Origin of the sequence: Intrasporangium sp., from assembly GCF_035280925.1 — a bacterium.
GTDB lineage: Bacteria > Actinomycetota > Actinomycetes > Actinomycetales > Dermatophilaceae > Intrasporangium.
Genome location: NZ_DATEEY010000179.1, coordinates 23,980 through 35,202, shown reverse-complemented (window position 1 = coordinate 35,202; position 11,223 = coordinate 23,980). Strand labels below are relative to the sequence as shown.

At 69.9% G+C, this 11,223-nt stretch carries 12 protein-coding genes; 6 read left to right on the top strand and 6 right to left on the bottom strand.

Features of this window, described 5'->3' with window-relative positions:
* Nucleotides 1-1,106, bottom strand: a 1,106-nt coding sequence (aspS, locus tag VJN29_RS16310; RefSeq protein ID WP_324144690.1) for an aspartate--tRNA(Asn) ligase, incomplete at its 3' end; no start/stop codon positions are given.
* Between the two features lie 187 nt (nt 1,107-1,293).
* On the bottom strand, nt 1,294-2,490 hold the full coding sequence (locus tag VJN29_RS16305) for an acetoin utilization protein AcuC (protein WP_324144689.1): 1,197 nt from the start codon (nt 2,488-2,490) through the stop codon (nt 1,294-1,296).
* Between the two features lie 54 nt (nt 2,491-2,544).
* Between VJN29_RS16305 and VJN29_RS16300 the strand changes: the two genes are divergently transcribed.
* Entirely contained in the window at nt 2,545-3,213 is a 669-nt protein-coding gene (locus VJN29_RS16300) for a TrkA family potassium uptake protein (protein WP_324144688.1), read from the top strand.
* A gap of 68 nt (nt 3,214-3,281) precedes the next feature.
* On the opposite strand, the gene VJN29_RS16295 is transcribed toward VJN29_RS16300, so the two are convergent.
* Both VJN29_RS16295 and VJN29_RS16290 read right to left on the bottom strand, forming a co-directional pair.
* Nucleotides 3,282-3,812, bottom strand: coding sequence for a GNAT family N-acetyltransferase (locus tag VJN29_RS16295; RefSeq protein ID WP_324144687.1), 531 nt, complete (start codon nt 3,810-3,812; stop codon nt 3,282-3,284).
* Between the two features lie 82 nt (nt 3,813-3,894).
* The gene (locus VJN29_RS16290) at nt 3,895-4,377 is read right to left on the bottom strand and encodes a GNAT family N-acetyltransferase (RefSeq protein WP_324144686.1); all 483 of its coding nucleotides are present in this window, start codon (nt 4,375-4,377) and stop codon (nt 3,895-3,897) included.
* Nucleotides 4,378-4,502: 125 nt separating this feature from the next.
* Between VJN29_RS16290 and VJN29_RS16285 the strand changes: the two genes are divergently transcribed.
* Nucleotides 4,503-5,984, top strand: coding sequence for a S8 family peptidase (locus tag VJN29_RS16285; protein WP_324144685.1), 1,482 nt, complete (start codon nt 4,503-4,505; stop codon nt 5,982-5,984).
* Between the two features lie 101 nt (nt 5,985-6,085).
* Here the strand turns inward: VJN29_RS16285 and proC are convergent, their stop codons facing one another.
* Both proC and VJN29_RS16275 read right to left on the bottom strand, forming a co-directional pair.
* On the bottom strand, nt 6,086-6,892 hold the full coding sequence (proC, locus tag VJN29_RS16280; protein WP_324144684.1) for a pyrroline-5-carboxylate reductase: 807 nt from the start codon (nt 6,890-6,892) through the stop codon (nt 6,086-6,088).
* Nucleotides 6,893-6,894: 2 nt separating this feature from the next.
* On the bottom strand, nt 6,895-7,845 hold the full coding sequence (locus VJN29_RS16275; protein WP_324144683.1) for a proline dehydrogenase family protein: 951 nt from the start codon (nt 7,843-7,845) through the stop codon (nt 6,895-6,897).
* A 71-nt stretch (nt 7,846-7,916) separates the two neighbouring features.
* Between VJN29_RS16275 and VJN29_RS16270 the strand changes: the two genes are divergently transcribed.
* The 4 genes from VJN29_RS16270 to VJN29_RS16255 all read left to right on the top strand — a co-directional run bounded on the left by VJN29_RS16270 (nt 7,917) and on the right by VJN29_RS16255 (nt 11,051).
* Complete coding sequence (locus VJN29_RS16270; RefSeq protein WP_324144682.1) at nt 7,917-8,693, top strand: maleylpyruvate isomerase family mycothiol-dependent enzyme; 777 nt, start codon at nt 7,917-7,919, stop codon at nt 8,691-8,693.
* A gap of 6 nt (nt 8,694-8,699) precedes the next feature.
* Nucleotides 8,700-9,452, top strand: coding sequence for an SAM-dependent methyltransferase (locus VJN29_RS16265; RefSeq protein WP_324144681.1), 753 nt, complete (start codon nt 8,700-8,702; stop codon nt 9,450-9,452).
* A complete protein-coding gene (locus VJN29_RS16260; RefSeq protein ID WP_324144680.1) occupies nt 9,449-9,931 on the top strand; it encodes a nucleoside deaminase in 483 nt (160 codons plus the stop codon). Before VJN29_RS16265 ends, VJN29_RS16260 begins: the two co-directional genes overlap by 4 nt.
* Nucleotides 9,932-10,067: 136 nt before the next feature.
* On the top strand, nt 10,068-11,051 hold the full coding sequence (locus tag VJN29_RS16255; protein ID WP_324144679.1) for a hypothetical protein: 984 nt from the start codon (nt 10,068-10,070) through the stop codon (nt 11,049-11,051).
* Nucleotides 11,052-11,223: the final 172 nt, after the last annotated feature.

Here is an 11,223-nt window from a genome sequence, read left to right as displayed (position 1 = left end):
GGGGGCTCCGCCCCCCGTGCACCCCCCGAAGACCCGCGTGGCACAGTCATGTCGTATCCCTCCGGTGCGGTATAGAAGGGGCGCTTGGCCATCGGATAGCCCTCCACCGCAAGGAAGTCCGAGTCGAACTCGGCTCGCGCCCACTCGCTGAGCGCGCGCTCGTGTGCTGGGCTGAGGTCGGTCTCGCCGGGGTCCGCACCCACCGTCGCCAGCGCGTCGCGGAAGTGGATGACCGGGAACTCCTCGGGCACCCGCGGCAGGTTGACGCCGAGGAGCGAAGCGGACTCAGCGGCATACGTCCTGATCGACTCCACCATCCCGAAGAGGGCAGCCCGCAGGACTGCCAGCACGTCGTGGTGGTCGCGGATGAAGCCCAGCTCGGCGTCGAGCGAGGTGTACTGCGCCAAGTGACGGACCGTGTCGTGCGGCTCGGCGCGGAAGACCGGCCCGACCTCGAAGACCCGCTCGAAGACCCCGACGAGCATCTGCTTGTAGAGCTGAGGGGACTGGGCGAGGTAGGCGGGCCGGCCGAAGTAGTCGACCGTGAAGACGTTGGCGCCGGACTCTGTGGCGGTGCCGACCAGTTTCGGTGTCATGACCTCGATGAACTCGAGCGCGCCCAGCGACGAACGAAACCCGCGCATCGAAGCGCTCGCGATCTCCCACGCCGCACGGTGCCTCGGGTGCCGCAGCGTCACGGCGGCGTGGTCGAGCCGGGTCTGCAGCCCGGCGCCGAAGGTGGGCCGCCAGAGCTCCGCCGGCGGCGGCAGGGCCGGCTCGGTGAGCGGAGCGAGGACCGGCTCGACGAGCTCCGCACCGCCCGGTGCTGCCGGGTTGTGCACCACGCGACCCGTCACCTCGACGACCGTCTCCTCCGGCATGGCGCCGAGCCTCGCGATGACGTCGGGATCCTTGGCCACGACCTGGGCCAGGCCCGAGCGGTCCCGCAGCACGACGAAGGTCACGGTGGCGAGCACGCGGCGTCGATGGACCCAACCGGCGAGGGTCGCCGGAGCGCCCTCGGGATGCGATGCGAGGTCTCGTGCGAGGACGCGGGACGCGGTGCCGACGGACGGATGTTGCGATGAGCGTTGTGTCGTTGACATTCCTTCACCTCCTGGGATCGTGCCCCGGAGGTGCGGGCGATGGGGAGTGTCGCTGTGCCACCACACCTTCGCCGCCGCGGATCGCGGTCGGCCTCTTGTCCTGCTCGGCTCAGGATCGTCAGGCCCGTCAACGCCGTCCGGCCATGGTGCCAGATCGACGGAGCAGCCCGCACTGCCATTGCGATCCTCAGTCGAAGTGGATGTCCAGCCCGTGGTGCGGGAACACCGCGGTCCGGGTCGCCATGATCGCCCGGTCCACCTCGCTGCCCGGGTCGTAGCCGAGGTCCCACGAGCGCCACCACAGCGGTCCGTCCTGGGTCGTCAGGTCACCCATGCGCAACGGCGCCGGACGTCCGGTCGCGCGCTCGACGTGCTCGCGCCAGTCCTCTGGGATCTCCGTGGACGTGGGCAGCGGAACGTGCGCGGCGATGGCCGTCAGGTGCGTCCACGTGCGCGGGACGACGCCCACCACCTCGTAACCGCCGCCGCCCAGCGCGACCCACCGGCCGTCGCAGACCTCGTGGGCCAGGCGGTGGAGCGAGTCCGCCGCGGACCGCTGGGCGTCCACGGTCATGGCGAAGTGGGCGAGTGGGTCCTCGGCGTGGGTGTCGCAGCCGTGCTGGGTGATCAGGATGTCCGGCTTGAAGGAGCGGACGATCGGCATGACGGTCGCGTGGATCGCCCGGAGCCACCCCGCGTCGGCCAGCCCCGGGGGCAGGGAGACGTTGACGGCGTACCCCTCCGCCCGCGGGCCGCCGATGTCGGTCGGCCAGCCGGTCCCCGGGAACAGCGCCCGGCCGGTCTCGTGCAGGGAGATGGTCAGCACCCTCGGGTCGTCCCAGAAGATCCGCTCGACCCCATCCCCGTGATGCACGTCGACGTCGACGTAGGCGATCCGCTCAGCGCCGTGGTCGAGCAGCCACCGGATGCCGATCGCGATGTCGTTGTAGATGCAGAAGCCGCTCGCCCGGTCGGGCATCGCGTGGTGCAGGCCGCCCGTGAAGTTGACGCCGTGGCTCGTCTCGCCCTCCCAGACGGCACGCACGACGTCGACGGTCCCGGTGACGATCCGGGCACTCGACTCGTGCATCCCCACGAAGGCGGGGTCGTCCTCCGTGCCGATGCCCCGGTTGGGGTCGGCCCGGGTGGGGTCGGCCGACGCAGCCTTGACCGCCGCGACGTAGTCGGGGTCATGAACGGTCTCGAGCAGCTCGTCGCTGGCTGGCTCCGCGCCGCGCACCTCCACCCCGGAAACGTCGAACACGCCAAGGGCCTGGCAGAGCCGCGCCGTCAGGTCCAGTCGAATGGGGGCCATCGGGTGGGTCGGGCCGAAGTTGTACTTCGTGAACGACGGGTCCCAAACGATGCGGGCCTGGCTTGGCATGATTGAGACGCTATCGCGTCACCGTCGGGCGCGGACTGTGGAGAAGGGAATCCCATGGCGCGCAACAAGCTCTTCGAGGACGACGTGCTCGTGATCGGCCTTGGACGCTTCGGCTCGGCCGTCGCCCTGGAGCTGACCAAGCTCGGTCACCGAGTCATCGCCGTCGAGCGGGACAACGCCCTGGCCGAGACCTACGTCAACAAGTTCGCCAAGGTGGTGCACGCCGACATGGCGCAGGCGAGCTCGATCGACATGATCCGGTCGGCCGAGCCGAAGATCGCGATCGTCGGCATCGGCTCATCGATCGAGGGCTCTGTCCTCGCCTCGGCGAATCTCGTCGACGCGGGTGTGCCCTCCATCTGGGCCAAGGCGCTCACGCCGGAACACAAGCGGATCCTCGACCGGATCGGCGTGCACCACGTCATCTCACCCGAGTCCGATGCCGGCCGTCGTGTGGCGCACCTGGTCAACGGCCGGTTGCTCGACTACATGGAGTTCGACGACGGCTTCGCGATCGTCAAGATCAACCCGCCGCAGGAGACGATCGGCTTCACCCTCGAGCAGAGCCAGATCCGACGCAAGTACGGTGTGACCGTGGTCGGGGTGAAGGCACCGGGAGAGGACTTCACCTACGCGGTGCCCGAGACGAAGGTGTCCGCGCACCACGTGCTCATCGTCAGCGGACCGACCGAGCTCATCGACCGTTTCGCGGCACGGCCCTGAACGAGCACTGAACGAGCCCAAAACGAGCGCTGAACGAGCCCCGTGGCGCCTGGTCCTCGACGGCCGGCTCAGGTCCCTCCGATCACCCGGCGGTCGTCCGCGAGCGGGAGGACCATGGCGATCTCCAGCTCGCCATCCTCCTCTGACCTGACCCCCATCGGGCGCCGCTGGTCCGTCGGGCGGAAACCCATGCCGCTCGCGAAGGCGACCGCGCGGCCGTTCTCCGTGCCGACCCAGTAGTAGAGCCGGCTCTGCCCGCGCTCCTTGGCCAGCGCCGCGCCGTGCTTGACGAGGCGAGTTGCGACACCGGAGCCACGCAGCTCGGGCTTGACCCAGAGGCCGAAGAGCTCTCCCGACCGGCCCTCCTCGTCGGATGGTGCAGTGCCTACGCTCACGACTCCGACGGCGGCACCGTCGCGCTCGGCGACGAGCCGGGCCGATCGCTGCATCCGTGCGCGCCAGTGGGCCTCGTCGAAGGCCTCCTCCTCGTCCGCGGTGGCGACAAAGGCTTCGGGGGACTCACTCAGAGCCTCGAGCCGAACCGCCCGATAGTCCTTCCACTCATCCTCGCCCAGGTGGCGCACGGTGATCTCGCTCATGGCACCACCTTCGCACGCGGCCCGTCGCCCTGCACCCGAGGGTGGGTGAACTCCTGATGACCCGGCTGCCCCGGCACCGCCATCAGAGGGGGTGCACCATCTCCAGCTCGTGGAGGTCCTCGCGGCGAGGGTGCGCGGCGGTCGCACCTGTTCGCACGAAGCCACAGCGCTCATAGAGGGCGATCGCAGGGCCGTTGTGGCCGCCCACCTCAAGGACGACCTCGGCCTTGCCGAGGTGGCGAGCCTCTTCGAGGACCGCCCGGACCAGTGCCTCACCGACACCGCGCCCTCGAGCGCGCGGCGCGACGTAGAGGCCGAAGAGCGTGGCGGTCCGGGCCCGCTCGGGCTCCCAGTGCGAGCCCAGCCCGGCGCTGCCGACCACACCGTCCGCATCTCGGGCCTGGACGAGCCAGGCGCCCTCGATGCGCTCACGCCAGTCCGCCTCGTCGTAGACGGCTTCGTCGGCGTAGGTGTACCAGAAGGCGTCGGGGGCGTCCTGGAGCATCTCCAGCCGGAGGTCGCGGTGACTCTCCCAGTCGTCGGGGCGCACGACGTGCAGGTGCATGGGGTGAGGGTACCGACGGACCAGCCTCCAGTGGCGCAGGTCACACAGGACCACTAGGTTCAGGTCCGTGTCGGTCCCAACCGCCGGCATGCTGTCACATCAGCCTCCCCGATTGGAGCAGCTCAGTGAGCCTTCGCCACTTCAGACCGCTGGCCGCCGCAACCGCGGCCGTGCTCGGCATCTCCGTGGTCGGCATCGCCTCAGTGGCGACCGCCGCGCCCGCGCAAGGACCCCAGACCACCTATCTGGTCCTTGCGCCCGGCATCTCAACCGCACAGGCCAAGGACCGGGTCGCCGCCGCCGGTGGCTCGGTCGCGGCGGACTACCGCCAGATCGGCGTCATCGTCGCGCACTCGACCAACCCGAGCTTCGTCACGGACGTGGCCGGGCCGGGTGTCGCATCCGCCGCTGCCACGACTGGGCTCGGTTCGACCCTCGACGAGGGCACCACCCTCGACACCGTCGACTCCGCCGAGGTGACGGCGAACGGTGCGACGGGCGAGCCGCTCTACAACCTGCAGTGGGACATGCCGCAGATCAACGTCGCCGAGGCCCACGGGGTGACCACCGGAAGCGGTGTCGTCGTCGGTGTCCTCGACAGCGGCATCTCGAGCAGCCACCCGGACCTCGCCACACAGATTGCCAAGGACAAGAGCGTCTCGTGCATCGGAGGAGTCCAGGACAGGTCAGAGGCTGCCTGGAACCCGACCACGTCCGACCACGGCACCCATGTCGCCGGCACGATCGCCGCAGCCATCAACGGCGTCGGCGTCACCGGCGTCGCACCGGGTGCCAAGGTCGCGTCCGTCAAGGTCGTCAACGACGACGGCTTCATCTACCCCGAGGCGGCCCTCTGCGGCTTCCTCTGGGCGGGCGACCAAGGCATGGACATCACGAACAACAGCTACTTCATCGACCCGTGGGAGTTCAACTGCCGCAATGACGAGCGCCAGCGCCCGGTCTGGCAGGCCATCCAGCGCGCCATCCGCTACTCCCAGAACAAGGGCGTCCTCAACGTCGCCTCGGCCGGCAACTCCAACGTCGACCTGCAGCACAAGTTCATCGACTCAGGTAGCCCGAACGACGGCAGCTATCCGGTCGAGGACCGCACCATCACCGGCGCGTGTGTGGACCTGCCCGCTGAGGCACCGGGTGTCGTGACTGTCTCGGCCACCGGCCCGACGGAGCAGAAGTCCTACTACTCGTCCTACGGCCAGGGTGTCGTCGAGGTCGCCGCGCCCGGTGGTGACACGAGGTTCCGTACCGGAGGGGTCAGCTCGACCATCACGGACGCGATCCTGTCGACGACGTTCAACACGACGACGAAGACGAACGGCTGGGGCTACAAGCAGGGCACCTCGATGGCGGGCCCGCATGCCGCGGGTGTTGCCGCCCTGGCCCTCTCGGCCAACCCGAGCCTGAGCCCGGGCGCCCTCGCATCACTGCTCCAGCGGACGGCCGAGCCGCTGGCCTGCCCCGAGGGGGTCTACAACCCGGTCCCGAACATCTCCAGCGGGCCGCACGCCTACGACGCGACCTGCACCGGTGGGGACAAGAACGGCTTCTACGGAGCCGGCGAGGTGGACGCCTTCGCGGCCGTGCAGTAGGCGAAACCTCTCGTAGCACCACGTCGAGTGTGCAGAACCTGCCAGCCCCGGGCCGGCAGGGACTGCACACTCGACGTCGTTGTGCCCCGGTCGTGGTGGCCTCAGGCCTGTCCGGAGGCCAGCTGCTTGGACCGCGCCGCCGCGGCCTCCATGGCGTTGACGAAGGCCGCGCGAACCTTGTGGTCGTCGAGCTGCCGCAGCGCGGCGACGGTCGTGCCACCCGGCGAGCTCACCTGTTCGCGCAGGACGGTCGGGTGCTCGTGGGTCTCCTTGAGCATTGTCGCGGCCCCGTAGAGCGTCTGGACGACGAGCTCGGTGGCCGTGGCCCGGGGCAGCCCGAGGACGACGCCGGCCTCGATCATGGCCTCGACGACGTAGAAGATGTAGGCCGGCCCGCTGCCCGAGATCGCGGTGACGGCGTCGAGGTGCTTCTCCTCGAGGCGGACGACCTTGCCGCACGACGAGAGGAGTGCCTCGGCCTCGAGGAGGTGCTCCTCGGTGCAGTGGCGGCCAGGCGAGATACCGGCCATGCCCTCGTCGACGAGGGCTGGCGTGTTGGGCATGACGCGGACGACCGACGACCCCTCGGGCAGGCGCGCCTCGAGGAACTCGGTCGTGATCCCGGCCGCGAGCGAGACGACGGTGTTGCCCTCGCGGACGTGGTCGCGGAGCTCGTCGAGCAGGGCCTCCATGTCCTGGGGCTTGACGACGAGCACGAGCGTGTCCGCCAGCTCTGCCGCCTCCGGGTTCGACAGAACGCGGACGGCGTACTTCTCGCCGAGCTGGGCGGCCCGGTCCGGGTTTCGCTCGGTGATGACGAGGTCGGCCGGGTCACGACCCGCGCGAAGGAGGCCGGACAGCAGGGTCTCGCCCATCACACCGGCGCCGAAGATCGCAGTGGTTGCCATGGTCAGCCTCGGGTGGCCAGGCCGCGCAGGAAGAACATGACGTTCGCGGGCTTCTCGGCCATCCGCCTCATGAGATAGCCGTACCAGTCATCGCCGTAGGGGATGTAGACACGCATCTGGTCTCCGCGGTCGGAGATCCTCTTCTGCTCTTCCGGCCGGATGCCGTAGAGCATCTGGTACTCGAAGGACGTGGCGGCACGTCCCGCCTTGGCCGCGAGCGCGCCCGCGATCTCGATGAGGCGCGGGTCGTGGGTGGCGACCATCGGGTAGCCGTCGCCCTGCATGAGGACCTTGAGGCACCGGACGTAGGAGGTGTCGACGTCGCTGCGGGACTGGAAGGCCACCGACTCCGGCTCCTTGTAGGCGCCCTTGCAGAGCCGTACCCGGGAGCCCGTGCCGGCGAGGTCGCGGCAGTCCGCCTCCGTCCGGTGCAGATAGGACTGCAGGACCGCACCGAGGGTGGGGAAGTCGGCCCGCAGCTCGCGCAGTGCCTCCAGCGTCAGGTCCGTCGTCGTGTGGTCCTCCATGTCGAGCGTGACGGTCGTCCCCGCGAGATCTGCCAGGGTGCAGATGTCGTGCGCGAGCTCCAGGGCGATCTTGTTGCCGTCCCCGGGAAGTGCCTGGCCGAGCGCACTCAGCTTGAGCGAGACCTCCGCGGTGCCGCCCTCGGTGAGGCCCGCGTCGCGGAGGGCGGTGATGAGCTGGAGGTAGGCGTCGCGCGTCTGCTTCGCCTGGGCGAGGTCCGTCGTGTCCTCGCCGAGATAGTCGATGGTCGACAGTCGCCCGGTCGCCGCGATCTCCCCTGCCGCCCCGACGACCTCCGTGTGCTGGTCCCCAGGGACGAACCGCCTGACGACGGAACGTGACACGGGCGTCTTCTCGACGAGGTCTCGGATCCTCTCCTGCTTGGACAGCTGAAGGAGCGAGTTGCGCAGCAGGTCGCTGGCGTCCACGGGGACCTCCCGGTCATTCGTCGCACGGTGGTGGCTGCGGCAAATCTACCGCCGTGCGGCAGACTCGCCGCATGGACGCACGCCTCCCCCTCGAGTCCCACCTGGATGCCCTGGGCGATGGTCTCGGCCAGGCCGCGACCGTGCTGCGAGCCAATGCGATGACGGCCGGGCTCGACACCGCCGTGCCCACCTGTCCGGGATGGACGGTGCGGCACCTCGTCGCGCACGTCGGCATGGCGCACCGGTGGGCTGCGGGCCATGTCAGCGGTTCCCCCATCGACGCGCCGGAGGCCCTGGAGGCGGCTGCGATGTCGGAGCCCGACCTCCTGGGCTGGTTCGACGAGGGGGCGACGGCGCTGCTCCAGGCCATCGTCGACGCTCCTGATGACCTCACGGCCTTCGTCTTCCTCAAGAACGCTCCGGCTCCCAAGGTGTTCTGGACCCGGCGGCAGTGCCACGAGACGACGATCCACGCGGTCGATGCCTTGGCGGCGCGACTCGGCCGGTCGCCCGCCCGCGAGGAGGCCTGGATCAGCACTGGCCTGGCCCTGGACGGCCTGGACGAGCTGCTCCGCGGTTTCGTCCCGCGGCGCAGCCAGGGCATCCACCCTCCCGATGAGACGGTCGTGCTCGTCCGGCCGGACGACGCCTCGATCGCCTGGCGACTCGCCATGGGACCCGACCACCCCGTCGAGGTCACCGTGGTCGACGAGGCGAGCTCAGCGGCATACGGCACCATTGACCGCGAACTGGCCGGGCACCCGGTGGACCTCTATCTCCAGCTCTGGAACCGCGGCCCCGAGGTCGACCCCTGGTGGCGCGACCTCGTCACCATCACGTGGAAGTGATCCCCGATGCCAGCGCTGGACCACCTGACCAAGGACGAGTTCCCCCGTTCGAACAAGTACGACGCGAAGTGGCTGGTCGATCTCGACATGGGCCCGCACCCGCTGTGGCTGCTCGAGGACCTCGCCGCCGACCTTGAGCTTCGGCCCGGGATGCGGGTGCTGGACCTCGGATCCGGGCTCGGCGCGACCTCGGTCTTCCTGGCCAAGGAGTACGGAGTGCAGGTCGTGGCGGTGGATCTCTGGGTCGACCCGACGGAGGCGGGCGCGGTCTTCGCCAAGGAGGGCGTCGCGGACCAGGTGCTGCCGATGCGCGTGGACGCGGGGGCGCTGCCGTTCGGTCGGGCGTCCTTCGACGTGATCCTGAGCATCGACGCGTGGGAGTACTTCGGGACGGGGGACCACTACCCGCCGTATCTGGCCACGTTCCTCAAGCCAGGTGGGCAGCTCGGCGTGGCGACGCCCGCCCTGACGACCGAGGTGCGCGAGCTCGGCGCGATCCCCGACCACATCGACAAGGTCGTGGGCGCCGAGACCGCGGCGTGGCACACCGCAGACTGGCTGCGGAGCCAGTGGGAGTTCTCGCGGGCGTTCACGTCGGTGACTGCGCGGGCGCAGGCCGACGGGTGCGCGAACTGGCTGCTGTGGGAGCGTGCCGTCATGGAGCTCAAGGGCCGGATGACCTCACCGGTGCAGCAGATGCTCGAGGTGGACGGCGGGGCGTTCGTGACGTTCGCGATGGTCACCGGGAGGGTGGCATGACGGTCAGCGAGGTCGACCTGCGGTACCTGCGGCGCGCCGTGTCACTCGCGCGGCTGGCCCTGGAGCGCGGGGACGAGCCGTTCGGATCGGTGCTGGTGGGGGCTGGTGGCGAGGTGCTCTTCGAGGACCACAACCACGTCGTCGCCCTCGAGGAGACGCAGCATCCGGAGTTCGCCATCGCCCGCTGGGCGGGGGCGAACCTGTCTCGCGAGGAGCGGGCTGCGGCGACCGTCTACACATCTGGTGAGCACTGTGCGATGTGCTCCGCCGCCCACGGTTGGGTCGGGCTGGGAAGGATCGTCTACGCGGCGAGTTCGGCACAGCTCGCACGGTGGCGGGCCGAGTGGGGCAGGCCGGAGTCGCCGGTGCGGGCGTTGGCAATCCGCGAGGTGGTACCGGGTGCGGTGGTCGACGGTCCGGCTGCGGAGCTCGAGGACGAGGTTCGCGCGCTGCACGAGTCCTCGGCCCGCCGCGCCTGAGCGGCATTCGCGGACCCCGATCCCCACCTGGCGGGACCTGGGCCCAACCCGCCGCCGACCGGGGACCGCGGTCCCCACGTGGCGGGCCTGTGGATGAGCACACTTGGCGTGCCTGTGCTTTCGAGAGGCTGTACGCGTGACAACGGGCACCTCCGACAGCACCCCTCCAGCCGATCCAGACGGCGAGGACAGAGCAAGGATGCTGGCGGCCGGTCTGTTCACCCGAGCAGGCGCCCTGTCGGCCGGCTCGACGGCGTGGTCGTTTCGCCGCTCTCACCGGCAGCTCTTCCACGGAGTGCACGTGCGCAGGGACGACGTGGTCGATGAGCCTCGTCTCAACGGGGCTGCACTTGCGATCTCCCCCCGGGGGTCCTATCTCTCGCACTTCTCGGCGGCGCGCCTCTTCGGCGGTGTGGTCCCCGATGATCCGGATGTCCATGTCACCTCCCCGAGGAACCGGGCAAAGGCCCGAGGGATCGCCGGGCACCGCGCGAAGCGGAACCAGCAGGTGACGACCTGGCGCGGCCTGCGCACGACCACTCCGATGCAGACCTTCCTGGACCTGGCGCAGGTCCTGACCCTGGTCGACCTCGTGGTGCTCGGGGACTCCTTGGTGAAGCGAGGTCGTCTCACCACTGAGCAGCTCGTCGCCTTCGTCGCGTCCTCGACCGGGCCGCATCACCGCTTGGCCACGTGGGCGGCCGCCCTGGTCCGCAAGGGCGTCGACTCGCCCATGGAGTCGCGGCTCCGGCTGCTCATCGTCCTGGCCGGGCTGCCTGAGCCCACCGTCAACCACCGCATCGTCGACTCCGACGGACAGCTGGTCTACCGGTTTGACCTCTGCTACCTGAGGTACGGCCTGATCATCGAGTACGACGGGCGGCAGCACGCAGACTCGACCGAGCAGTGGCACCACGACGTCGACCGGGACGAGGACCTCGACGACTGGCAGGTCCGCCGTCTCGTCGTCGTGTCGTCCGGCATCTACAACACGCCGGGCAGGACGCTGAGCCGGATCACCAAGGCCATGCGGCAGCGGGGCATGACCGTTCCACCGCTGTCGGACGAGTGGCGGCGGCACTTCCCGAGCCGAGCTGGCGACGTCACATCGCCGTCATGACGGGACCACGGTCCCCATCTGGCGGAGACGGGGGCCAGGTTCCCGCCACGCACGGACCACGGTCCCCATCTGGCGGGGACGAGGGGCCAAGTTCCCGCCCGGCACGGACCACGGTCCCCATCTGGCGGGGACGGGGGCCAGGTTCCCGCCACGCACGGACCACGGTCCCGAA

Excerpts from the sequence above, each read along its gene's own strand:
- VJN29_RS16265 (WP_324144681.1), top strand. The coding sequence starts at position 8,700 with ATGCCAGCGCTGGACCACCTGACCAAGGACGAGTTCCCCCGTTCGAAC.
- VJN29_RS16260 (WP_324144680.1), top strand. The coding sequence starts at position 9,449 with ATGACGGTCAGCGAGGTCGACCTGCGGTACCTGCGGCGCGCCGTGTCA.
- VJN29_RS16290 (WP_324144686.1), bottom strand. The coding sequence starts at position 4,377 with ATGCACCTGCACGTCGTGCGCCCCGACGACTGGGAGAGTCACCGCGAC.
- VJN29_RS16300 (WP_324144688.1), top strand. The coding sequence starts at position 2,545 with ATGGCGCGCAACAAGCTCTTCGAGGACGACGTGCTCGTGATCGGCCTT.
- VJN29_RS16270 (WP_324144682.1), top strand. The coding sequence starts at position 7,917 with ATGGACGCACGCCTCCCCCTCGAGTCCCACCTGGATGCCCTGGGCGAT.
- proC (WP_324144684.1), bottom strand. The coding sequence starts at position 6,892 with ATGGCAACCACTGCGATCTTCGGCGCCGGTGTGATGGGCGAGACCCTG.
- VJN29_RS16295 (WP_324144687.1), bottom strand. The coding sequence starts at position 3,812 with ATGAGCGAGATCACCGTGCGCCACCTGGGCGAGGATGAGTGGAAGGAC.
- VJN29_RS16305 (WP_324144689.1), bottom strand. The coding sequence starts at position 2,490 with ATGCCAAGCCAGGCCCGCATCGTTTGGGACCCGTCGTTCACGAAGTAC.